23 protein-coding genes are annotated in these 23,047 nt (G+C 73.6%); 18 read left to right on the plus strand and 5 right to left on the minus strand.

Going from position 1 to position 23,047, the window contains the following annotated elements:
* The first annotated feature begins 22 nt into the window (after positions 1-22).
* Positions 23-757 (plus strand): SseB family protein, encoded by a 735-nt coding sequence (locus tag ACZ6J5_RS23695; RefSeq protein WP_469394586.1) that lies wholly within the window; start codon positions 23-25, stop codon positions 755-757.
* Positions 758-770: 13 nt separating this feature from the next.
* On the opposite strand, the gene ACZ6J5_RS23700 is transcribed toward ACZ6J5_RS23695, so the two are convergent.
* Entirely contained in the window at positions 771-1,139 is a 369-nt protein-coding gene (locus ACZ6J5_RS23700) for a DUF1844 domain-containing protein (RefSeq protein WP_123955278.1), read from the minus strand.
* A 312-nt stretch (positions 1,140-1,451) separates the two neighbouring features.
* Between ACZ6J5_RS23700 and infC the strand changes: the two genes are divergently transcribed.
* From infC to ACZ6J5_RS23750, 10 genes are all read left to right on the plus strand, one after another.
* The gene (gene infC, locus ACZ6J5_RS23705; RefSeq protein ID WP_469394754.1) at positions 1,452-2,180 is read left to right on the plus strand and encodes a translation initiation factor IF-3; all 729 of its coding nucleotides are present in this window, start codon (positions 1,452-1,454) and stop codon (positions 2,178-2,180) included.
* Between the two features lie 127 nt (positions 2,181-2,307).
* Positions 2,308-2,502 carry a 50S ribosomal protein L35 gene (gene rpmI, locus ACZ6J5_RS23710; protein WP_469394588.1) on the plus strand — a complete coding sequence of 65 codons (195 nt, stop codon included), beginning with the start codon at positions 2,308-2,310 and terminating at the stop codon, positions 2,500-2,502.
* Positions 2,503-2,608: 106 nt separating this feature from the next.
* Complete coding sequence (rplT, locus tag ACZ6J5_RS23715) at positions 2,609-2,995, plus strand: 50S ribosomal protein L20 (RefSeq protein WP_043227974.1); 387 nt, start codon at positions 2,609-2,611, stop codon at positions 2,993-2,995.
* A 122-nt stretch (positions 2,996-3,117) separates the two neighbouring features.
* Complete coding sequence (locus ACZ6J5_RS23720) at positions 3,118-3,957, plus strand: TrmH family RNA methyltransferase (protein WP_469394590.1); 840 nt, start codon at positions 3,118-3,120, stop codon at positions 3,955-3,957.
* Positions 3,958-4,117: 160 nt separating this feature from the next.
* Entirely contained in the window at positions 4,118-5,287 is a 1,170-nt protein-coding gene (locus ACZ6J5_RS23725; protein ID WP_469394592.1) for a sensor histidine kinase, read from the plus strand.
* A gap of 168 nt (positions 5,288-5,455) precedes the next feature.
* On the plus strand, positions 5,456-6,583 hold the full coding sequence (gene pheS / locus ACZ6J5_RS23730; protein WP_469394594.1) for a phenylalanine--tRNA ligase subunit alpha: 1,128 nt from the start codon (positions 5,456-5,458) through the stop codon (positions 6,581-6,583).
* The gene (pheT, locus tag ACZ6J5_RS23735) at positions 6,583-9,114 is read left to right on the plus strand and encodes a phenylalanine--tRNA ligase subunit beta (RefSeq protein WP_469394596.1); all 2,532 of its coding nucleotides are present in this window, start codon (positions 6,583-6,585) and stop codon (positions 9,112-9,114) included. The genes pheS and pheT overlap by 1 nt, the downstream gene beginning before the upstream one ends.
* 373 nt (positions 9,115-9,487) lie before the next feature.
* Positions 9,488-10,522 carry a PP2C family protein-serine/threonine phosphatase gene (locus ACZ6J5_RS23740; protein WP_469394598.1) on the plus strand — a complete coding sequence of 345 codons (1,035 nt, stop codon included), beginning with the start codon at positions 9,488-9,490 and terminating at the stop codon, positions 10,520-10,522.
* Positions 10,523-10,769: 247 nt separating this feature from the next.
* Positions 10,770-12,170 (plus strand): transcriptional regulator, encoded by a 1,401-nt coding sequence (locus tag ACZ6J5_RS23745; protein ID WP_469394600.1) that lies wholly within the window; start codon positions 10,770-10,772, stop codon positions 12,168-12,170.
* A 108-nt stretch (positions 12,171-12,278) separates the two neighbouring features.
* A complete protein-coding gene (locus tag ACZ6J5_RS23750) occupies positions 12,279-12,809 on the plus strand; it encodes an NUDIX hydrolase (protein ID WP_469394602.1) in 531 nt (176 codons plus the stop codon).
* Positions 12,810-12,888: 79 nt separating this feature from the next.
* On the opposite strand, the gene ACZ6J5_RS23755 is transcribed toward ACZ6J5_RS23750, so the two are convergent.
* Positions 12,889-13,749: a 3-hydroxybutyryl-CoA dehydrogenase gene (locus ACZ6J5_RS23755; RefSeq protein ID WP_469394604.1), complete on the minus strand. Its 861-nt coding sequence runs from the start codon at positions 13,747-13,749 to the stop codon at positions 12,889-12,891.
* Positions 13,750-13,920: 171 nt separating this feature from the next.
* Here ACZ6J5_RS23755 and ACZ6J5_RS23760 point away from each other — a divergent pair, with 171 nt between their 5' ends.
* On the plus strand, positions 13,921-15,174 hold the full coding sequence (locus ACZ6J5_RS23760) for a glycoside hydrolase family 10-like protein (protein WP_469394606.1): 1,254 nt from the start codon (positions 13,921-13,923) through the stop codon (positions 15,172-15,174).
* Positions 15,175-15,201: 27 nt separating this feature from the next.
* On the opposite strand, the gene ACZ6J5_RS23765 is transcribed toward ACZ6J5_RS23760, so the two are convergent.
* Together ACZ6J5_RS23765 and ACZ6J5_RS23770 are read right to left on the minus strand one after the other, a co-directional pair.
* Complete coding sequence (locus ACZ6J5_RS23765) at positions 15,202-15,402, minus strand: DUF1918 domain-containing protein (RefSeq protein WP_469394608.1); 201 nt, start codon at positions 15,400-15,402, stop codon at positions 15,202-15,204.
* 107 nt (positions 15,403-15,509) lie between these two features.
* On the minus strand, positions 15,510-16,427 hold the full coding sequence (locus ACZ6J5_RS23770; RefSeq protein WP_469394610.1) for a DMT family transporter: 918 nt from the start codon (positions 16,425-16,427) through the stop codon (positions 15,510-15,512).
* On the opposite strand from ACZ6J5_RS23770, the gene ACZ6J5_RS23775 reads away from it, so the two are divergent.
* The 4 genes from ACZ6J5_RS23775 to ACZ6J5_RS23790 all read left to right on the plus strand — a co-directional run bounded on the left by ACZ6J5_RS23775 (position 16,426) and on the right by ACZ6J5_RS23790 (position 20,286).
* Positions 16,426-17,859 carry an aminotransferase-like domain-containing protein gene (locus ACZ6J5_RS23775; RefSeq protein WP_469394612.1) on the plus strand — a complete coding sequence of 478 codons (1,434 nt, stop codon included), beginning with the start codon at positions 16,426-16,428 and terminating at the stop codon, positions 17,857-17,859. The genes ACZ6J5_RS23770 and ACZ6J5_RS23775 overlap by 2 nt on opposite strands.
* An 81-nt stretch (positions 17,860-17,940) precedes the next feature.
* Positions 17,941-18,393, plus strand: coding sequence for a GNAT family N-acetyltransferase (locus ACZ6J5_RS23780; protein WP_469394614.1), 453 nt, complete (start codon positions 17,941-17,943; stop codon positions 18,391-18,393).
* 69 nt (positions 18,394-18,462) lie between these two features.
* Complete coding sequence (locus ACZ6J5_RS23785) at positions 18,463-19,038, plus strand: histidine phosphatase family protein (protein WP_469394615.1); 576 nt, start codon at positions 18,463-18,465, stop codon at positions 19,036-19,038.
* Between the two features lie 93 nt (positions 19,039-19,131).
* Positions 19,132-20,286 carry a methyltransferase gene (locus ACZ6J5_RS23790; protein WP_469394617.1) on the plus strand — a complete coding sequence of 385 codons (1,155 nt, stop codon included), beginning with the start codon at positions 19,132-19,134 and terminating at the stop codon, positions 20,284-20,286.
* Here ACZ6J5_RS23790 and ACZ6J5_RS23795 read toward each other — a convergent pair whose 3' ends face one another.
* Positions 20,287-21,888, minus strand: coding sequence for an ABC-F family ATP-binding cassette domain-containing protein (locus tag ACZ6J5_RS23795; protein WP_469394619.1), 1,602 nt, complete (start codon positions 21,886-21,888; stop codon positions 20,287-20,289).
* A 227-nt stretch (positions 21,889-22,115) separates the two neighbouring features.
* Between ACZ6J5_RS23795 and ACZ6J5_RS23800 the strand changes: the two genes are divergently transcribed.
* On the plus strand, positions 22,116-22,565 hold the full coding sequence (locus tag ACZ6J5_RS23800; RefSeq protein WP_469394621.1) for a helix-turn-helix transcriptional regulator: 450 nt from the start codon (positions 22,116-22,118) through the stop codon (positions 22,563-22,565).
* A 10-nt stretch (positions 22,566-22,575) separates the two neighbouring features.
* Entirely contained in the window at positions 22,576-22,995 is a 420-nt protein-coding gene (locus ACZ6J5_RS23805; protein ID WP_469394622.1) for a VOC family protein, read from the plus strand.
* Positions 22,996-23,047: the final 52 nt, after the last annotated feature.

Below are 23,047 nucleotides of genomic sequence, written 5' to 3' on the forward strand. Positions count from 1 at the left end.
ACCGGGCGGTTAGGCTCGTGGGGTGGCGCTCAAGAACATCCCGGACCCCGGTTTCTCCGACGACGACGGCACCGCCGACCCGAGGCTCGACGCGGCGCTGGCCGCCTGGGCCGAGGACCGGACCGCACACGGCCCCGTCCTCACCGCGCTGAAGGACGCCCGGCTGCTCGTCCCCGTGGTCGCTGTCCTCGGCGAGGTCGAGACCGACCCGGAGACCGGGCTCAAGCGGGAGAAGACCAGCGACATGGCCGTCCCCACGCTGACCGCGGGGGACCGGCGGGCGCTGCCCGCCTTCACCTCGATCGCCTCGCTGGCGCTCTGGGACCCGGCCGCCCGCCCCGTCGCCGTCCCCCTCCACCAGGCGCTGGCCGCCCTCGCCCACGAGAAGGCCGACACCCTCGTCCTCGACATGGCGGGCCCGGTGCCCTACCAGGTGACCGGCTCCGCCCTGCTCGCCCTCGCCGAGGGCCGCAGCAGCACGGACCCGCTGGACGACCCGGCCGTCCGGGACGCGGTCCGCGCCGCCGTCGCCGCCGAGCCCGCCGTCCTCCGCGCCCACCTGGGCCCCGGCACCGCCGACGGCACCCTCGCCCTGGTCCTCGCCGGGGACGCGGCCCCCGCCGAGGCCGCCCAGCGCGTCGCCCGGCTGCTGGCCGCCGACGAAACGCTGAGGGCCCGCCTGGTGCGGGGCCTCGACCTGGCACTCCTGCCGGCCTCGGCCACGCCTCCCGGCGAGCCCTTCTACGTAAAAGACTGATCCTCGGCGGCCGCTAGCCGTACACGGGGCCCGTGTACTTCTCGCCCGGGCCCTGGCCCGGCTCGTCCGGCACGAAGGACGCCTCGCGGAAGGCCAGCTGCAGGGACTTCAGGCCGTCCCGCAGCGGGGCCGCGTGGAAGGAGGAGATCTCCGTCACGCCCGCGTCCAGCAGACCGGCGAGGGCGTGGATCAGCTTGCGGGCCTCGTCGAGGTCCTTGTGCTCGTCGCCCTCCTCGGTGAGCCCCAGCTTCACCGCGGCGGCGCTCATCAGGTTGACGGCGACGGTCACGATGACCTCCACCGCGGGGACCTCGGCGATGTCGCGGGTCATGGCTTCGAAGTCGGGGGTCTCGGGAGACTCGGTGTCGGGCGTTTCGCTCATGCCCACACGATAAGCGGACGTACGGTTCGCGCCGACCGGCGGGTCCTGCTAACCTTGTGTAACGACCGGCCGGACACCTATGTGCCCGGCCCACAAGTGGAGGCTCCTTTTCTCCCACCTGACCGTCCTCACGGGCGGCGGGTCACCGGTCAGGTGGCGCCCATCGTTCCGTACGGACGATGGAGGCCACCCGATGTACGCCCCGCGGTAGACCGCGGCGGTGTTCCGGTTTTTCATGGAGCCCCGCCTGTGTCCCGTCCGGGGCTTTTTTCATGTTCCGGCTCGGTTGGTCTCAACAGTTCTACCGTGAACGTGTCCGTCCGCCAGGCGGTCGCGTGGTGCTACCGAGGAGGATCCATCAGCGCCGAGCCCCGCATCAACGAGCGGATTCGCGTTCCCGAGGTGCGTCTTGTCGGCCCCAGTGGCGAGCAGGTCGGCATTGTGCCGCTTGCCAAGGCCCTGGAGCTCGCGCAGGAGTACGACCTCGACCTGGTTGAGGTTGCGGCGAACGCCCGTCCGCCCGTGTGCAAGCTCATGGACTACGGGAAGTTCAAGTACGAGTCGGCCATGAAGGCCCGTGAGGCGCGCAAGAACCAGGCGCACACGGTCATCAAGGAGATGAAGCTCCGGCCGAAGATCGACCCGCACGACTATGACACCAAGAAGGGTCACGTCGTCCGGTTCCTCAAGCAGGGCGACAAGGTCAAGATCACGATCATGTTCCGTGGTCGTGAGCAGTCCCGCCCCGAGCTGGGCTACCGACTGCTGCAGCGCCTTGCCGAGGACGTGCAGGAGCTTGGCTTCATCGAGTCCAACCCGAAGCAGGACGGCCGGAACATGATCATGGTTCTGGGTCCGCACAAGAAGAAGACCGAGGCCATGGCCGAGGCCCGCGAGGCCCAGGCCGCGCGCAAGGCCGAGCGTCAGGGCGTCACCGCCGACGCGGCCGAGGCCGCGCCGGTCGAGACCGAGGCGCCCGTCGCCGAGGCCCCGGCCGAGGAGGCTCCGGTCGACACGTCGGCCGAGAACGCCGAGGCGTGATCCCGCGGGGCTGCCGCTCCGGCAGCCCCAGGGGTTCCGCCCGGAACCACTCAAACGAAGAATTGACGCTCCCGGTTGTCCGGTGCCCGCACCGGGGGAGCGCCACTGACGAGGAGATAACGGCGCTATGCCGAAGAACAAGACGCACTCCGGTGCCAAGAAGCGCTTCAAGGTCACCGGCACCGGCAAGATCCTGCGCGAGCGCGCCGGCAAGCGCCACCTGCTCGAGCACAAGTCGTCCAAGCTGACGCGTCGCCTCACCGGCAACGCCGAGATGGCCCCGGGTGACTCCGCCAAGATCAAGAAGATGCTGGGCATCTGATCTGATCTCCCGCCCTCGGCGACGAGGGCTTCCGGTCGACACCGGGACCCATCCGATTTCCGGGTCGTGTGAGCACCACCGCGACCCCGCTACAAGGAGTTAAGAAGTGGCACGCGTCAAGCGGGCAGTCAACGCCCACAAGAAGCGCCGGGCGATCCTCGAGGCGGCCTCCGGCTACCGCGGTCAGCGTTCGCGCCTGTACCGCAAGGCCAAGGAGCAGGTCACCCACTCGCTGGTCTACAACTACAACGACCGCAAGAAGCGCAAGGGCGACTTCCGTCAGCTGTGGATCCAGCGCATCAACGCCGCTGCCCGCCAGAACGGCATGACGTACAACCGCCTCATCCAGGGTCTGAAGGCCGCCAACATCGAGGTGGACCGCAAGATCCTCGCCGAGCTGGCCGTCAACGACTCCAACGCGTTCGCCGCGCTGGTCGAGGTCGCGCAGAAGGCCCTCCCGGCCGACGTCAACGCCCCGAAGGCCGCCGCCTGATCTTCCGGGCAGCAGCACCTTCCGCCGGACCCGCAGGCCTCGCGCCTGCGGGTCCGGTGCGTTGCCCCCCCGACGCCCCGCCGCCCCCCGCCGAACCCGACGAGTCAGAGAGCCGCAGGCACATGTCCACCCCCGAGCTGATCTCCCCGCGTTCCCCGCGCGTCGTCGCCGCCCGGCGGCTCGCCAAGCGCACCTTCCGGGGCAAGGACCGCCTCTTCATCGCCGAGGGCCCGCAGGCCGTCCGCGAGGCCGTCGAGCACCGCGGCGCCGGCGGACAGCCCACCCTCGTGGAGCTCTTCACCACCGTCGAGGCCGCCGAGCGCCACGCGCCCATCATCGACGCCGCCCGCGCCTCCGGCGCCCGCGTCCACCACGCCTCCGACGCCGTCCTCGCCGAGGTCTCCCAGACCGTCACCCCGCAGGGCCTCGTCGGCGTCTGCCGCTTCCTCGACTCGCCGTTCGAGGACATCCTGGCCGCCCGCCCCAAGCTCGTCGCCGTCCTCGCGCACGTACGCGACCCCGGGAACGCCGGCACCGTGCTGCGCTGCGCCGACGCCGCCGGAGCCGACGCCGTCATCCTCACCGACGCCTCCGTGGACCTCTACAACCCCAAGTCCGTCCGCGCCTCCGTCGGCTCCCTCTTCCACCTGCCCGTCGCGGTCGGCGTCCCCGTCGAGCAGGCCGTCGCCGGCCTCAGGGGCGCCGGGGTGCGCATCCTCGCCGCCGACGGCGCCGGCGAGGACGACCTGGACGCCGAACTCGACGCCGGCACCATGGGCGGCCCCACCGCCTGGGTCTTCGGCAACGAGGCCTGGGGGCTGCCCGAGGAGACCCGGGCGCTCGCCGACGCCGTCGTCCGCGTCCCGATCCACGGCAAGGCCGAGAGCCTCAACCTCGCGACCGCCGCCGCCGTGTGCCTCTACGCCTCCGCGCGCGCCCAACGCCCCCGAACCACCGCCTGAGGACTCCACCGGAGCCGCCGCGCCCAGGGCCTGTCGTCACACTCCCGTCTGCCTCGCGACGAGGCCGCCCTCCGGGCGACGACGGGACTTTGACGACAGGCCCTAGTAGGGTGGCGCACTCGGGGCCCACTGCGTGACACGGAGGGGTGGCATTACGGGGATGACGGTCGGCACGGGCAGTCCCGCACAGACACGGAGCAGCGCACCGGGCGCCTCGCGGACGCCGCCCCCGCCCGACCCCGCCGCGCCCCCGTACGGCGCGGACCCCGCCGCCGGGCTCGGGATCGACCCCGACGACCTGCCCGACGGGCTCGTCGTCGCCGACGGCACCGGCCGGATCGTCTGCTTCAACGCCGCCGCCGCCCGCATCACCGCCGTCCCCCGCGCCGAAGCCCTCGGCCGCCCCCTCGACCAGGCCCTGCCCCTGGAAGACCTCAAGGGACACCGCTGGTGGGCGCTGACCGACCCCTACGGCGGCCTCGCCACCCGCCGAGGCCAGCCCGAGCGGAACCTGCTGCTCCCGGGCGGCCGGGAGGTCCTGGTCTCCGCCCGCTACCTCCGCGACCACCCCACCGGGCCGGTCCGCCGCGTCGTCGTCTCGCTGCGCGGCACCGAGGCCCGGCGGCGCAGCGAACGCAGCCACGCCGAGCTCATCGCGACCGTCGCCCACGAACTGCGCTCGCCGCTCACCTCCGTCAAGGGCTTCACCGCCACCCTCCTCGACAAGTGGGAGCGGTTCACCGACGACCAGAAGCGCCTGATGCTGGAGACCGTCGACGCCGACGCCGGCCGCATCAAGCGGCTCATCGCCGAGCTCCTCGACATCTCCCGGATCGACTCCGGTCGCCTTGAGGTCCGCCGCCAGCCCGTCGACATCGCCGCCGCCGTCGGCCGGCACATCCAGGCCCACACCACCGGCGGCCAGTCCCCGGACCGCTTCTTCGTCCGGATCCGCCCCGACCTCCCCGACCTGTGGGCCGATCCCGACAAGATCGACCAGATCCTCGGCAACCTGCTGGAAAACGCGGTGCGCCACGGCGAGGGAACCGTCACCATCGAGGTGGCACCCACCACGGCCACCGGCGACGGAGAGAAGGGGACGGAGGTCACCGTGAGCGACGAAGGCCCCGGCATCCCCGAGGAGTCCATGGGCCGCGTCTTCACCCGCTTCTGGCGGGGCAGCAAGCGCGGCGGCACCGGACTCGGCCTCTACATCGTCAAGGGCGTCGTCGAGGCCCACGGCGGCACCATCACCGTCGGACGGGGCCCCCGAGGCGGGGCCGAGTTCCGATTTATCCTGCCCGTCGGCACCCCGGCCCACCTCCTCTGAGGTTCGCCCTCCGGTCTCAGCAGACGAGATCGCACGGCGTCAGGAGCCGCCCGGGCCGCCCACGGGCTCATTCGCGTCCCCGCGCCCCGTTAGACTCGTCCTTTGGCACGTTTGCGCCCTTGACGTCGAGCGGGGCCGCCCAGCCAGCCAACGGAAGCACGGGAAGAGATGTCGGCACCCAATAAGTCGTACGACCCGGTCGAGGTCGAGGCCTTGAAACCGGAAGAGATCGAGCGGATGCGCGACGAGGCGCTCGCGGCCTTCGCCGCCGCGGCCGACCTCGACGAGCTCGCCCAGGCGAAGACCGCGCACACCGGCGGCACCTCGCCGCTGGCGCTCGCCAACCGCGAGATCGGCGCCCTGCCCCCGCAGGCCAAGGCCGCCGCCGGCAAGCTCGTGGGCCAGGCCCGCGGCGTCGTCTCCAAGGCCCTGGCCGCCCGCCAGACCGAACTGGAGGCCGAGCGCGACGCCCGCGTCCTCGTCGAGGAGGCCGTCGACGTCACCCTGCCGTACGACCGTGTCCCGGCCGGCGCCCGCCACCCGCTGACCACCCTCATGGAGCGCGTCGCCGACGTCTTCGTGTCGATGGGCTACGAGGTCGCCGAGGGCCCCGAGGTCGAGGCCGAGTGGTTCAACTTCGACGCCCTGAACTTCGTGCCGGACCACCCGGCGCGGCAGATGCAGGACACCTTCTTCGTCCAGGGCCCCGAGGGGACCACCGGCGACGAGTCCGGTGTCGTGCTCCGCACCCACACCTCGCCGGTCCAGGCCCGCACCCTCATCGACCGGGAGCCCCCGGTCTACGTGGTGTGCCCCGGCCGCGTCTACCGCACCGACGAGCTCGACGCCACGCACACCCCGGTCTTCCACCAGATCGAGCTGCTGGCCGTCGACGAGGGCCTCACCATGGCCGACCTCAAGGGCACCCTCGACCACATGGTCCAGGCGCTCTTCGGGGCCGACATGAAGACCCGGCTCCGCCCGAACTTCTTCCCCTTCACCGAGCCGTCCGCCGAGATGGACATGCTCTGCTACGTCTGCCGGGGCGAGTCCGTCGGCAACCCCGACCGCCCCTGCCGCACCTGTGGCAGCGAGGGCTGGATCGAGCTCGGCGGCTGCGGCATGGTCAACCCGAAGGTGCTCGTCGCCTGCGGGGTGGACCCCGAGAAGTACAGCGGATTCGCCTTCGGGTTCGGCATCGAGCGGATGCTGATGTTCCGCCACAACGTCGAAGACATGCGAGACATGGTCGAGGGTGACGTCCGGTTCACCCGGCCGTTCGGGATGGAGATCTGATGCGGGTCCCGCTTTCCTGGCTGCGGGAGTACGTCGACCTGCCGGTCACGGAGACCGGCCGTGACGTGCAGGCCAAGCTCATTTCGGCCGGCCTCGAGGTCGAGACCGTCGAGCGGCTCGGCGCCGGCCTCACCGGCCCCCTGGTCGTCGGCAAGGTCCTCACCATCGAGGAGCTGACCGAGTTCAAGAAGCCGATCCGCTTCTGCACCGTCGACGTCGGTCAGGCCAACGGCACCGGCGAGCCGCAGGAGATCATCTGCGGCGCCCGGAACTTCGCCGAGGGCGACAAGGTCGTCGTGGCGCTGCCCGGCGCCGTGCTGCCCGGCGACTTCCGCATCGCCGAGCGCAAGACGTACGGCCGCGTCTCCCGCGGCATGATCTGCTCGGGCGGCGAGCTCGGCATGGGCGACGACGGCTCGCACGGCATCATCGTGCTGCCGCCGGAGCACGAGGTCGGCCTCGACGCCACGGTCCTCCTGGAGCTCTTCGACGAGGTCCTCGACATCGCCGTCACCCCGGACCGCGGCTACTGCCTCTCGATGCGCGGCGTCGCCCGCGAGCTCGCCATCGCCTACGGCCTGCCGCTGCGCGACCCGGCGCTGCTCGACGTGCCCGCGCCGAACTCGTACGGCTACCCGGTCCAGGTCGCCGACCCGCTCGGCTGCGACCGCTTCACCGCCCGCACCGTCACCGGCCTCGACCCCGAGGCCCGCAGTCCGATCTGGCTCCAGCGCCGCCTCCAGAAGGCCGGCATGCGCCCGATCTCGCTCGCCGTCGACATCACCAACTACGTGATGCTGGAGCTCGGCCAGCCGCTGCACGCCTACGACCGCACCCGCGTCGACGGCCCCCTCGGGGTCCGCCGCGCCGCCGCCGGCGAGAAGATCACCACGCTCGACGGCGCCGCGCGCGTCCTCGACCCCGGTGACCTCGTGATCACCGACAACCGCGGCCCCATCGGCCTCGCCGGTGTCATGGGCGGCGCCGACACCGAGATCGCCGACCCGGTCACCGACCCCGAGACCGGCGCCGTCACCGGCACCACCGAGGTCGTCATCGAGGCCGCGCACTTCGACGCGATCTCGATCGCCCGCACCGCCCGCCGCCACAAGCTGTCCTCCGAGGCGTCCAGGCGCTTCGAGCGCGGCGTCGACCCGCAGGCCGCCGCCGCGGCCGCGCAGCGGACCGTCGACCTGCTCGTGCTGCTCGCGGGCGGCACGGCCGAGGCCGGTGTCACCGAGGTCGTCGCCCCGTCCGCGCCCCGGACCATCAGCATGCCGGCGAACCACCCCGACAAGGTCGCCGGCGTCGCCTACGGCCGCGAGACCGTCGTCCGCCGCCTCCAGGAGATCGGCTGCGACGTCTACGGGCAGGACGAGCTCGTCGTCACCGTCCCGTCCTGGCGCCCCGACCTCAACGTGCCGAACGACCTGGCCGAAGAGGTCATCCGGCTGGAGGGCTACGAGAACCTGCCCTCCACGCTGCCCAAGCCGCCCGCCGGCCGCGGCCTCACCGAGCGCCAGCGCACCCACCGCCGGGTGGGCCGCGCCCTGGCCGGCTCCGGTTACGTCGAGGCGCTGAACTACCCGTTCATCGGCGAGCAGGTCTTCGACCAGCTCGGCCTCGACGCGGACGACGCCCGCCGCCGGGTCGTCACGCTGGTCAACCCGCTCTCCGACGAGGAGCCCGCCCTCCGCACGACGCTGCTGCCGGGCCTGCTCGGCGCGCTGCGCCGCAACGACGGGCGCGGCAGCCACGACCTGGCCCTCTTCGAGACCGGCCTGGTCTTCCGGCCGACCGAGGGCCAGCCGGGCATCGCCGTCCGGCTCGGCGTCGACGGACGCCCCACCGACGAGGAGATCGCCCGCGTCAACGCCGCGCTGCCCGCGCAGCCGCGCCGCGTCGCCGTCGTCCTCGCCGGCGCCCGCGAGCAGGCCGGCTGGTGGGGCAAGGGCCGCCCGTCCGACTGGGCGGACGCGATCCAGGCCGCCCGCACCGTGGCCGCCGAGGCCGGCGTCGGGCTGCTGGTCGACGCCGACCAGCACGCCCCCTGGCACCCGGGCCGCTGCGCCGCCTTCCACGTGCTGATCGACGGCGTGAAGACGCTCGTCGGCCACGGCGGCGAGCTGCACCCGCGCGTCGTCAAGGCGCTGGGCCTGCCGGCCCGCACCTGCGCGATGGAGCTGGACCTCGACCTCCTGGAGCAGGCGAACGAGGGCCCCGTGAAGGCCCCCCGGATCTCCTCCTTCCCGGTCGCGACCCAGGACGTCGCCCTGGTCGTCGACGAGGCCGTCCCCTCGGCCATGGTCGAGTACTACCTGGCCGGCGGCGCGGGTGAACTCCTGGAGTCCATCCGCCTGTTCGACGTCTACACCGGCGACCAGCTCGACGCGGGCAAGAAGTCCCTCGCGTACGCGCTGAAGTTCCGCGCCCCCGACCGCACCCTGACGGTCGAGGAGGCCACGGCCGCCCGCGACGCCGCGGTCGCCCTGGCCGCGGAGCACACCGGAGCGGTACTGCGCGGCGCCTGACACCCGCCCAGCGGTACGGAAGGGGCCCCGCTCCGGGTCGAACGACCCGGAGCGGGGCCCCTTCCCCGTCCTGCCCCTTCCCCGTCCTGCCCCTTCCCCGTCCTGCCCCTTCCCCGTCCTGCCCCTTCCCCGTCCTGCCGTTGGCCCGTTCTGCCGTTGGCCCTTCTTCCCGTTGGCCCTTCTTCCCGTAGGCCCTTCCGGCCGTAGACCCGTCCTCCCGTACTCCCGTACGGCGGTGTTCATCCCTTCGGGTGAGATCTCCGGCGGATGTTCCCGCGTGTCCCCCACCCCCGCGAGAATCGACCCGGTCACAGGGGCGGGCCTGTGTGCCACAGGGTCTTCGGGCGCTGGCGGGCCTCGGGAAGGGCCGTGGATGTTCCGTGACAGGACACTGGCCGCCGAGGGCTCCCCGCTCCGGCGGATGGCACCGCTGGCCGCTCCGGTCGCGTGGGGGATCGTCGCCGTCGCCTGGAAGCTCGGCTGCCCCCTCGCCCGGCACCCCGGCCTGCCGGCCCGGATCACCGTCAGCGCCGTCTTCCTCACCGTCGGCACCGCCCTCGTGCTCGGCGCCCGGCGCGGCCTCAAGCGCGAGCTCGCCCGGGTCCGCGCCGTCGCCGACGCCACCCAGCAGGTCCTGCTCCGCCCGCCGCCCGCCCGCCTCGACGGACTCTCCGTCGCCGCCGGCCAGCTCTCCGCCTCCCGCGGCGCAGTCGTCGGCGGCGACCTCTACGAGGCCACGGCCACCCCCTACGGAGTACGCCTCGTCATCGGCGACGTCCGAGGCCACGGACTCGCCGCGCTCGGCGCCGTCGTCGCCGTCCTCGGCAGCTTCCGCGAAGCCGCCCACGACGAACCCGAACTCGCCGGCGTCCTGCGCCGCCTCGACCGGGCCCTCGACCGCCACCTGTGCGAACGGGCCCGGGACGAACACCCCGCCGCCGAGGAGTTCGTGACCCTGCTGCTCCTGGAGATCCGCGACGACGGCCAGGTGTACGCCCTCGACTGCGGCCACCCCGGCCCGTACCGCCTCGGCCCGCGCGTCGAAGCCGTCCCGGTCGGCGAGCCGCTGCCCCCGCTCGGCGCCTTCCCGCTCCCCGCCGAGCTCGTGCCCCATCGCGCGGCCCGGCTCCGCCCCGGCGACACCCTGGTCCTGCACACCGACGGCGCCGCCGAGGCCCGCGACCACCGGGGCCGCTTCTTCCCCCTGGAAGCCGTCCTCGCCGCGGCGGCCGGCGAGCCGCCCGCGGCCCTCGTCCGCACGGTCCACGCCGCCCTGCTGCGCCACACCGGAGGCCGGCTCACCGACGACGCCGCCCTGCTCGTCGTCCGGGACGACCGGATCCGGGTACCGGCGCAGCCCGCCGAACCCGGGCTGCGCCGCACCCGGCCCGCGCCCTCCCCCCACTAGTGGGGAGGGCCTGGAGGCCGGCGCCGCCCGCGCCGCCGCGGAGTGTCGGGCAGATCAGCGGCGCGGTCGGCGCGATCCGGGCGACCGCACTGTTCGAGGGGGAGCCGGCGGCCCGGGCCTCGCCCTGCGGCGAGGGAGTTCAGTCAAGCGGTCCGGGCGCCGCCGGGGCAGTGCGCACGGGCCGCCGGCACGAGCACTCCGTTCACACCCCGTGCGAAAGCCCCCCCCGATCCACCGGAGCGGTCCCATGCAGTCCCACCCCCCGTCCGATCCCTCGTCCCACTCCCCGTCCCACCCCCCGTCCCCCCTCCAGCCCAACACCCTGCTGGACGCCCTGCTCGACGAAGCGGGCATGTCCCACACGGGGCTCGCGGCCCGGGTCAACCAGGCCGGCCGGGCCCGCGGCCTCGCCCTGCGCTACGAGCACACCGCCGTGGGCCGCTGGCTCAAGGGGCAGCGGCCGCGCGGCCAGGTCCCCGACCTGATCTGCGAGGTGCTCGCCGCCCGGCTGCAACGGGCCGTCACCCTCGACGACATCGGCCTCGGCGTCCCCGGAGCCGGGCTGCCCGCCGCCGGCTGCCCGCTCTCCGGCTTCGTCGAACGGGCCACCGCCCTGTGGCGGTGTGACGAACAGCAGCGCCCGCACGTCCTCGGCGCCCAGGCGGTGACCGGGACCCCCGCCGTCATGCCGGTCTGGGAGTGGGAGAACCCCCCGGAGGACGGCGATGTCTCCCGCGACGGGCGCACCCGGGTCTCCGTCGCCGACGTGCAGCTGCTCGGCGCAGCCCGCACGCACTACGAACAGATGTACCGCAAGGCCGGCGGCATGACGACCCGCTCCCGGATCATCGGCTTCCTCAGCGCCGAGACCGCGCCGCTGCTGCGCGGCGCCTACAGCGACTCCCTCGGCCGGCGGCTGCACCGGGCCATCGGCGGCCTGGTCGCCGTCGCCGGGATCTGCGCCTACGACTCCGACGCCCAGGGCCTCGCCCAGCGCTACTTCCACCAGGCGCTGCGGCTCGCGAAGGCGAGCGGCGACCGGGGCCTCGGCGCCTACGTCGTCGCGCTGCTCGTCAACCAGTCGCTGTTCATGGGGGAGTACCGGCAGGCGGTCGCCTTCGCGGAGGCCGCGCTGCGGTCGGCCGGGCGGCAGATCACGCCCGCGCTGGCCGCCGACCTGACGGCGATGCAGGCCAAGGCCTACGCGCACCTGGGCGACGGCACGGCGGCGCTCGCCTGCATCCGGCGGGCCGAGAGCGAGGCGTCGCGGATCACCCCGGGCGCCGAACCGGCCGAGACCGGCTACGTCCAGCCGGGCCTCGTCAACGTACAGGTCGCCGAGGCCCTCCTCAGTCTGGGTGATCTCAGCGCCGCCCACGAGCACGCGGCGGCGGCCGTCCGGACCCCCGCGCACGACCGGGGGCGGGTGCACCGGCTCGCCATGCTGTGCCAGATCGAACTGCGGCGGGGCGAGACCGAGCGGGCGGCGCGCACGGCGGTGGAGATGACCGAGCGGGCCCGGGGGATGGAGTCGCAGCGGCTGCGGGACCGGCTCCGCGAGGTGCGCGAGCACCTGCTGGCCAGCGGGGGAGGGGATGCCAGGGAGGCGGCCGAGCTGATCGACGGTGCGCTGCGCGTGCCCCTGTGAGCGGGTCCGTGAGCCGTCCCGGAGGCCGCTGAGCTTTGCCTTCGCGGCCGGACCCTGCTGCGATGTTGCCACCAACCCATCCCCGAACGGTCGGAAGGTGGCAGAAACGTGCAGTGGACGAAACTAAGTGAACAGTCCGTCTATGAGAACCGCTGGTTCCGGGTGAACCTCGCCGACGTCGAACTCCCCGACGGCCGCCGCCTCGACCACTACCTCATCCGGCTCCGCCCCGTCGCCGTCGCGACCGCCGTCAACGACGCCGACGAGGTCCTGCTCCTGTGGCGTCACCGCTTCATCACCGACAGCTGGGGCTGGGAGCTCGCCGCCGGCGTCGTCGAGGACGGCGAGGACACCGAGACCGCCGCCGCCCGAGAGATGGAGGAGGAGACCGGCTGGCGCCCCGGCCCCCTGCGCCCACTGCTCACCGTCGAACCGTCCAACGGCCTCACCGACGCCCGCCACCACCTCTACTGGACGGACCGGGCCACCTACACCGGGCCGCCGCAGGACGCCTTCGAGTCCTCACGGGTCGCATGGGTCCCGCTCAAGAGCGTCCCCGACCTCATCGCCCGGGGCGAGGTGCCCGCCGCCAACATGGCCGCCGGGCTGCTCATGCTGCGCCACCTGCGGCTCGGCTGAACCGCGTGCGGGGGAACGCCGGACGGCCCGTACCTGTGCGGTGTACGGGCCGTCCGGGGGCGCGCCGGGCGCGCGGGGGTCAGGAGTACGGGTAGAAGCCCGAGCCCGTCTTGCGGCCCAGCCGGCCCGCGTCCACCATCCGCTGGAGCAGCGGCGGCGCCGCGTACAGCGGCTCCTTGTACTCGTCGTACATCGAGTCCGCGATCGACGCGATCGTGTCCAGACCGATCAGATCCGAAAGCTTCAGCGGGCCCATCGGGTGGGCGCAGCCGAACTCCATGCCGTTGTCGATGTCCTCACGGCTCGCGATGCCCGACTCGAACATCCGGATCGCCGACAGCAGGTACGGCACCAGCAGCGCGTTCACGACGAAGCCCGAACGGTCCTGCGCACGGATCGCGTGCTTGCCCAGGGCCTTCTCCGCGAAGAGCTGCGCCCGGCCGATCGTGCCCTCGGAGGTGGTGAGGGCGGGGATCAGCTCGACCAGCTTCTGCACCGGAGCCGGGTTGAAGAAGTGGATGCCGATGACCTGGTCCGGGCGCGAGGTCGCCACGGCCAGCTTCACCAGCGGGATGGACGAGGTGTTCGAGGCCAGGATGGCGTCCGGCCGGGTCACCACCTGGTCGAGCACCTTGAAGATCTCGGTCTTGACCTGCTCGTTCTCCACGACCGCCTCGATCACGAGGTCACGGTCGGCGAACTCGCCCAGGTCCGTGGTGAAGCTGAGCCGGGCCAGCGTGGCGTCGCGCTCCTCCTCGCTGATCTTGCCGCGCTCGGCGGCCTTGGACAGCGAGTTGTAGAGCCGGGTGCGGCCGATCTCCAGCGCCTCGCCGGTGGTCTCGGCGACCTTCACCTCGAGACCGCTGCGGGCACACACCTCCGCGATGCCCGCGCCCATCTGGCCGCAGCCCACCACTCCGACGCGCTCAATGTCGGCCATGGAGTCCGTCACCTCGTGCCTTTCGCTCTTTCCTGGCGGCGGGCCCCGTGTGATTCCGGTGCGACCGCCTCGACTCCACGACGTTACTCCGGGCGGGGCGGATGATCGATCGTTCTCCGGAGGGCATCCTCTTCCTGAAGCTGTGACGTATCCGATAGCGAGGGGCGACAAATGCCGCTGATCGGCAGAAGAGGGTTCGTGGCGGGGCTGGCCGGACTGGCCGGACTCGGCGAGGCGGGCGGCAGCGCCCGGGCCGCCACGGCGGGCGGGCGCGGCGCGGAACGGCCCGGCGGGCGCACCCCCGGCGCCTTACGGGGCATGTGGATCGCGACGATCTTCAACCGCGACTTCCCGTCCCGCACCGGGCTCACCGCCGCCCAGCAGCACGCCGAGCTGACGGCCCTGCTCGACCTGGCCGTACGGCGCCGGATGACCGCCGTCATGCTCCAGGTCCGCCCCTCCGCGGAGACCCTGTGGCCCTCCCCGTACGAGCCGTGGGCCCGCTGCCTCACCGGCGTCCAGGGCGGCGACCCCGGCTGGGACCCGCTCGGCACCGCCGTCGAGGAGGCGCACGCCCGCGGCCTGGAACTGCACGCCTGGTGCAACCCGTACCGCGTCTCCACCCAGCCCGACCTCGGCAAACTGGCCCCGAACCACCCGGCCCGGCTCCACCCCGAGTGGGTCGTCACCTACAACGGCGCGCTCTGTTACGACCCCGGCCTGCCCGAGGTCCGCCGCCACGTCCAGGACGCCATGCTCGACGCCGTGCGCCGCTACGACATCGACGCGCTCCACTGGGACGACTACTTCTACCCGTACCCCGTGGCCGGTCAGGCCTTCGGCGACGACGCCTCCTACCGGATGTACGGGGGCGGCTTCGGCGACCGGGCCGCCTGGCGGCGGAACAACGTCGACCTGCTCGTCTCCGAGACCTCCGCCCGGATCAAGCGGCTCAAACCGCACGTCGCCTTCGGCATCAGCCCCTTCGGCGTCTGGCGCAACGCCTCCGCCGACCCCCTCGGCTCCGACACCCGGGCCGGCGCCAGCTACGACGACCAGCACGCCGACACCCGCAAGTGGGTCAAGGAACGCTGGCTCGACTACGTGGTCCCCCAGCTCTACTGGAACATCGGCTTCGCCGCCGCCGACTACGCCAAGCTCGTCCCCTGGTGGGAGGCCGTGGTCCGGGACACCGGCGTACGCCTCTTCATCGGCGAGGCCCTCTACAAGGTCGGCGACCCCGCCCAGCCCGCCGCCTGGCAGGACCCGCAGGAGCTCGCCCGGCACGCGCGGCTCGCCCGGGAGCACCCCGGCGTCGGCGGGCACGTCTACTTCGCGGCGCGCGAGGCCGCCAAGGACCCCCTCGGGGCCCTCACCGCCGTGCTCGCCGACGACCCGCCCCGGCGCGCCGGGGGCGGGACGTGACGCGGGGGACGTGACCCGGCGGGGCCCTCAGCCGGTCCCCGCCTCCGGGTGACGGACGACGGTGTCGGGCCCCGGCGATATCAGGGACTCGTGACCGTCGTCCTCGTACGTGACGCGGTAGGGGGGAGTGCCGTTCTCCCCCAGCACCTGGTCGACCCGGGCCGTACGGTCGTGCTGACCTACGGTCCGGCCGTGCACCAGCAGTCTGTCGCCCACGCTCGCACGCATCGGGGTGACCTCCTCGCGGCCGGGCCGCTCCCGCGCGGCCTCCGGGCGGAGGCCGCTGACGTCCGGGAGCCTCTGGCTGCCATTGTCGCCCCGGTCGCCCCCCGCCGTCAGCTCCTCGCCCGCTGCGTCACCGCGATGCACACCAGCACCCCCGCCGCCGCGGCCGGCGCCGCCGGGGACAGCTGCTCGCCCAGCACCGTCACCGACCAGAACAGCGTCAGCAGCGGCTGCGCGAGCTGGAGCTGGCTCGCCTTCGGGATGCCGATCTCGGCCATGCCCCGGTACCAGACGTACAGGCCGAAGAACGTCGATCCCGCCGCCACCCAGACCAGGCCCGCCACCCCGTGCGCGGTCAGCCGCACCGGCTCGTGCGCCAGCGCCACCGCCGAGCCCACCGCCGTCAGCGGCAGGCACAGCACCAGCGCCCAGCCGATCACCTGCCAGCCCGGCATCAGCGCCGCCAGCCGACCCCCCTCCGTGTACCCGGCGGCACACACCAGCAGCGCCCCGAACAGATACAGATCGCCCCGTGACAGCGCGCCGCCGCTCTGCTGGAGCGTGAACGCCAGCACCACCACCGCCCCGGCGACCGCCGCCAGCCAGAACGTACGGGACGGGCGCCGGCCGGTCCGCACCGCCGCCAGGGCCGCCGTGGTGAGCGGCAGCAGCCCCACCACCACCGCGGCGTGCGAGGTCGTCGAGGTCCGCAGCGCCAGCGTCGTCAGCAGCGGGAAACCGATCACCACGCCGCCCGCCACCACCGCGAGCCCGGCCCAGTGCCGCCGCTCGGGCGGCGCGACCCGGCCCGCCAGCAGGAAGGCGCCCGCGATCAGCGCGGCCAGCACCGAGCGGACCGCCACCAGTGACCAGGGGCCGAAGCTCTCCAGGCCCCAGACCGTCGACGGGAAGGTCAGCGAGAAGGCGACCACCCCCAGGGCCGCCATGAGCGTCCCTCGGCGGGGGGTCCGCGCGGTCCGGGTGACCGCTATCGTCGTCGGCAGGGTAGCGCTATTCTGTGCTCTCATGAACGAGAGTAGCAGTGTCGGCGAACTGGCGAAATCCCTGCGCGAAGGGCTCAACCGCTACTCCGTAGGGGAGAAGCTGCCGTCCAGTCGGGCCCTGGTCGAGCGCTACCGCGTCTCGCCCGTCACCGTCACCCGCGCCCTCGCCCAGCTCGCCGCCGAAGGCCTCGTGGTCACCCGCCCCGGCGCCGGCGCCTACCGCGCCGCACCCCGCGCCACCCCCGCCGTCGGCGACACCTCCTGGCAGCAGCTCGCCCTCAGCGCCGACACCGCCACCGAACTCGTCCCCCGCGCCGTCGACGCCTCCGGCGTCCTCGTCACCCTCTCCGCGCCCCAGCCCGGCGTCATCGAGTTCAACGGCGGCTACCTCCACCCGTCCCTCCAGCCCGAACGCGGCCTCGCCGGCGCCCTCGCCCGCGCCGGCCGCCGCCCCGGCGCCTGGGGCCGGCCCCCCACCGACGGCCTCCCCGAACTCCGCGAATGGTTCGCCCGCGCCATCGGCGGCGGCGTCACCGCCGCCGAAGTCCTCATCACCGCCGGCGGCCAGCCCGCCCTCACCACCGCCCTGCGCGCCCTCGCCCCGCCCGGCACCCCCGTCCTCGTCGAATCGCCCACCTACCCCGGCATGCTCGCCGTCGCCCGCGCCGCCGGACTGCGCCCCGTCCCCGTCCCCACCGACGCCGACGGCGTCCGCCCCGACCTCCTCGAAGCCGCCTTCCGCGCCACCGGCGCCCGCGTCCTCGTCTGCCAGCCGCTCTTCCAGAACCCCACCGGCGCCGCCCTCGGCGCCGAACGCCGCACCGCCGTCGTCCGGATCGCCCGCGCCGCCGGCGCCTTCGTCGTCGAGGACGACTTCGCCCGCCGGCTCGTCCACGAGGACGCCGGACCGCTCCCCGCCACCCTCGCCGCCGACGACCCCGACGGCGTCGTCGTCCACGTCTGCTCCCTCACCAAGCCCACCTCCCCGAGCCTCCGCGTCGGCGCCCTCGCCGCCCGAGGCCCCGTCCTCGAACGGCTCCGCGCCATCCAGGTCGTCGACAGCTTCTTCGTCGCCCGGCCGCTCCAGGAGACCGCCCTCGAACTCGTCGGCTCACCCGCCTGGAGCCGCCACCTCCGCTCCACCGCCGCCGAACTCCGGCTCCGCCGCGACACCATGACCGGCGCCGTCACCCGGCACCTGCCCGAACTCGCCCTGCCCCACATCCCCTCGGGCGGCTACCACCTCTGGCTCCGTCTCCCCGACACCCTCCCCGAAGCCGCCCTCGTCCCCACCGCCCTGCGCTGCGGCGTCGCCGTCGCCCCCGGACGTCCCTACTTCTGCGCCGAGCCGCCCGCCGGCCACATCCGGCTGAGTTTCGCGGGTGTCGCGGGGCCCACGGAGATCGTCGAGGGCGTGCGGCGGCTGCGGACCGCCCTCGACGCGCTCCTCGGCTGAGCGACCCGGGCTCCGCCCCCTCGGTTCTCGCCCCCGGCAAATTCGCCTGACAACCCGCGACCGGGCTGCCAGCCTTCGCCCATGAGCGACACCACCACCGCGGACGGCTCCGTCATGCACGGGGCGTACGAGATCTCAGCCGACCCCGCCCGGATCGACGCCGCCCGCGTCCACCACTGGCTCTCCACCGACGCGTACTGGGCCCTCGGCCGACCTCGGGAGAAGCAGGACCGGGCCATCGCCGGCAGCCTCAACTACGGCGCCTACCACCAGGAGACGGGCGAGATGGGCGCCTACGCCCGCGTCGTCACCGACTACGCCACCTTCGCCTGGCTCTGCGACGTCTACGTCGACCCCGCCGCCCGCGGCACCGGGCTCGGCACCGCGCTCGTCACCGCCGTCCGCGACGACCTGGAACAGTACGGACTCCGCCGGATCATGCTCGCCACCGCCGACGCCCACGGCGTCTACGAGAAGGTCGGTTTCACGCCATTGCGGAATCCGGACAAGTGGATGGCACTCGGACAGCAGTGAACGCGCCCCCCTTCCCGACTCCTCGATGAACCCTTGACCTGCGAGGCCCCCGGCCTCACGATCGCCGCCATGGGTCTTCGGGTCACGCTCGTCGCGGCGGCACGCAGCTCCTCCCTGCTCGCCGAACGCTTCGACGACGACCGGCCGCTCGACGAGGCCGGCTGGTACGAGGTGCAGCTCGCCGCGCCCCGGCTGATTCCGCTCGGCGCGGCCGAGCTGCGCTACTGCTCCCCGACGCCCCGCAGCCGCGCCACCGGCACGGCCCTCGGCTACGCCCCGCTGGTCCAGCCCGCGCTGCGCGACTGCGACATGGGGCGCTGGCGGGGGCTCACGCTGGCCGAGGTCGCCGCGCTCGAACCGGGGGCCGTCGACGCGTGGCTGCGCGATCCTCGGTCGGCGCCGCACGGGGGAGAAACGCTTCTCTCCTTCATCACGCGGGTCGGCGGGTGGCTCGACACCCGGCCCGCCGATGGCGGGGCCATCGTCGCCGTCGCCGAGCCCGCGGTCGTGCGGGCCGCCCTCGTCTACGCGCTGAAGGCGCCGCCCGGCACGTACTGGAACGTCGACGTCCGGCCGCTGTCCACCGTCACGCTGACCGGGCGGGCCGGGCTGTGGCATCTACGGTTGGCCGCCGCTGTCGGGTGACGGACGCGGGGGGTGGGGAGCGGGTCTCCTCACCCCCGGCTCCCGCCGTCGTCCGTCGGCCGCGTCCGTCCGACCGGCTAGCCTGGGTGCACGATGAACCGTCTGATCACGTCCTGGGGAGACTTCCCCCTCACCCGCTTCCCCTCGGACCCGCGCGACCCCCTGCGCGCCTGGGACGCCGCCGACGAATACCTGCTCGCCCACCTCGCGGAGAGCGGCACCGACCTGTCCGGCACCGTCGCCGTCGTCGGCGACCGCTGGGGCGCCCTCGTCACCGCGCTCGCCGCCGAGGCCGGTGACCTCGTCCAGATCTCCGACTCGTACCTCGGCCGCCGCGCCACCGGTGCCAACCTGGAACGCGCGGGCGTCACCCCCGGCACGGTCCGGCTGCTCACCACCCAGGACCCGCCGCCCGAGCGGATCGACGTGCTGCTCGTCCGCGTCCCCAAGAGCCTCGCGCTCCTGGAGGACCAGCTCCACCGGCTCGCCCCCGCCCTCCACGACGGCACCGTCGTCGTCGGCACGGGGATGGTGAAGGAGATCCACACCTCGACCCTGACGCTCTTCGAGCGGATCCTGGGGCCGACCCGGACCTCCCTCGCCGTGAAGAAGGCCCGGCTCATCCACACCGTCCCCGGGGGAGGGGAAGGCGGATCCGGGAACCCCTGGCCGTACCGGTACGAGCTCCCCGCCGACGCCCCCGCAGGGCTCGCCGGACTCGGTGTCGTCAACCACGCAGGCGTCTTCTGCGCCGACCGCCTCGACATCGGCACCCGCTTCCTGCTGGAGCACCTGCCGCGCGGCCTCGGCGACGCCCGGGTGGTGGACCTCGGCTGCGGGAACGGTGTCGTCGGCCTCGCCGTCGCGCTCGCCGAGCCCGAGGCCGAGCTGCTCTTCACCGACGAGTCGTACCAGGCCGTCGCCTCGGCCGAGGAGAACTTCCGCGCGTACGCCGGACCCGCCCGCACGGCGGAGTTCGCCGTTGGCGACGGGCTGGCGGACGCCGAGCCCGGCTCCGTGGACCTGGTGCTCAACAACCCGCCGTTCCACAGCCACCAGGCCACCACGGACCGCACCGCCCGCCGTATGTTCGCCGAGGCCCGCCGGGCCCTGCGGCCCGGCGGGGAGCTGTGGGTGGTCGGCAACCGGCACCTCGGCTACCACGTCACCCTGCGCCGCATCTTCGGCAACAGCGAACTCGTCGCCGGAAACCCGAAGTTCGTGGTGCTCCGGGCCGTCAAGCGCTGATCACGCCAGGGCCACCAGGTCCCGGTACTCCTCGTGCCACAGGTCCTCGTGCGCGTCCGGCAGCAGCAGCACCCGCTCCGGGCGCAGCGCGTCGATCGCGCCCACGTCGTGCGTGACCATCACGATCGCGCCCGGGTACGTGCCGACGGCGGCCAGCACCTCGTCCCGGGAGGCCGGGTCGAGGTTGTTGGTCGGCTCGTCGAGCAGCAGGACGTTCGCGCCCGAGTGGACCAGCCCGGCCAGGGCGAGCCGGGTCTTCTCGCCGCCCGACAGGACCCGGGCGGGCTTGTCGGCGTCGTCGCCCCGGAACAGGAACGCCCCCAGCACCCGCCGCACCTCGCCGTCCGTGAGGTGCGGGGCCGCCGCCGCCAGGTTCTCGCGCACGGTGCGGGCCGGGTCGAGCGTCTCGTGCTCCTGCGCGAAGTAGCCGAGCCGCAGCCCGTGCCCGTGCACCACCCGCCCCGAGTCCGGCGCCTCCGCGCCCGAGAGCAGGCGCAGCAGCGTCGTCTTCCCGGCTCCGTTGAGGCCGAGCACGACCAGCCGCGAGCCCCGGTCCACCGCGAGGTCCACCCCGTCGAGGACCGGGCGCCCGCCCCCGTACCCCTTGGTCAGCGACACCGCTCCCAGGGGCGTCCGGCCGCAGGGCGCGGGCTCGGGCAGCCGGATCCGGGCGACCTGCTCGGCGCGGCGCACCTCCTCCAGGCCGTCCAGCATCCGGTCGGCGCGGCGCGCCATGCTGCGGGCGGTGACGGCGGTCGCCGAGCGGGCCTTCATCCGGTCGGCCTGGGCGTGCAGGGCGGCCGCCTTCCGCTCGGCGTTGGCGCGCTCGCGGGTCCGCCGCCGCTCGTCGGCGTCCCGCTGGGCGAGGTAGCCCGCCCAGCCGGTGTTGTGGACGTCGACCGTCATCCGCCGCGGGTCCAGGTGGAAGACCCGGTTGACGGTGGCGGCGATCAGGTCGAGGTCGTGACTGATGAGGACCAGCCCGCCCTGGTGGGCGGCGAGGAATCCGCGCAGCCAGCCGACCGAGTCGGCGTCGAGGTGGTTGGTCGGCTCGTCGAGCAGCAGGGTGCCCTCGCGGCCGTGCCCGGCGAAGAGGATGCGGGCGAGCTCGACGCGGCGCTTCTGTCCGCCGGACAGCGTGCCGACGGCCCGGCCCATCAGCTCGGCGGGCAGCCCGACACCGGCGGCGACCCGGGCGGCCTCGGCCTCCGCCGCGTAGCCGCCGCAGGTCTCGAAGGCGGCCTCGGCCCGCGCGTACGCGTCCATCGCCCGCTCGTCGGCCCGCTCGCCGAGCCGATCGGCGGCGGCCCGCAGCCGGCGGACGGCCTCGTCCATGCCGCGCGCGGACAGGATCCGGTCGGTGACGGAGACGGCGGGGTCGGCCGCGCGCGAGTCCTGCGCCAGATAGCCGAGGGCCCCGGTCCGCAGCACGCTGCCGGCGGCGGGGGCGCGCAGCCCGGCGAGAGTGTCGAGGAGGGTGGTCTTCCCGGCCCCGTTGCGGCCGACCAGGCCGATCCGGTCGCCGGGCGCGATGTGGAAGGAGAGGTCGGACAGGAGGAGACGGGCGCCGACGCGCACGTCGGCACCACGAAGGGTGATCATGAGGAAACGCTCCGAACAAGCTGAAGGACACACGGGTGGCGTGGAAGCGGTCCTTGAGCTAAGAGATTCGGGGCGTAGACATGAACCCGAGGTTACGGGAGACACCTCGACCGCCGCACCCGGATTTACCGGCCCGGGTCAGCCGGCCGACGGCGGGAGCACCCGGCCCCGAACCCCGGACCCCGAACCCCGAACCCCGCCCCACCCCCCATGGGATGCTGAGGAACATGAACCTGGAGGACCTAGCCCGCCTGCGCCGCGCCAAGGACGCCATGGACCGGGACTACGCGGAGCCGCTGGACGTCCCGGCGCTCGCGAGGGTCGCGCTGATGTCCGCCGGGCACTTCTCGCGCAGTTTCCGGGCCGCGTACGGGGAGACCCCGTACAACTACCTCATGACCCGCCGCGTCGAGCGGGCGAAGGCGCTGCTGCGCCGGGGGGACCTGAGCGTGACGGAGGTCTGCTTCGCGGTGGGCTGTACGTCGCTGGGCTCGTTCAGCTCGCGTTTCACGGAGCTGGTGGGGGAGACCCCGAGCGCCTACCGGGCGCGGAGCCACGAGGCGGGCGCCCCGATCCCGGCGTGCGTGGCGAAGGTGGTGACCCGCCCGCTGAAGAACCGGCGGCCGGCCGGGGAGACGGTCAGGATCGGAGAAGCGGAATCCTCGGGGCCCTCGTAGGTTCGGAGGCATGAACAGCATCAGCCTCTCCCAGTGCTTCATCGCCGTCGACGACCACGACAAGGCGCTCGTCTTCTACCGTGACGTGCTCGGTCTGGAGGTCCGCGACGACGTCGGTTTCGAGGGGATGCGGTGGGTGACCGTCGGTTCCCCGGACCAGCCGGACGTGGAGATCGTCCTGGAGCCGCCGCTCGCCGACCCGAACGCCCCGGAGGCCGACCGCAGGGTCATGTCCGAGCTGCTCGCGAAGGGGATGCTGCGGGGCGTGATCTTCTCGACGGACGACGTGGACGCGACGTTCGAGCGGATCCGCGAGGCCGGCGGCGAAGTCCTCCAGGAGCCGGTCGATCAGCCGTACGGTGTACGGGACTGCGCCTTCCGCGACCCGGCCGGCAACATGCTCCGCTTCACCCAGCCGCGTCGGCGATAGCGCGCGTCCGCCCGTCCGCCAGTCCGCCAGAGTTCCGAGGAGAGACGAGACG

This window comes from Streptomyces sp. NPDC042100, from assembly GCF_055582325.1.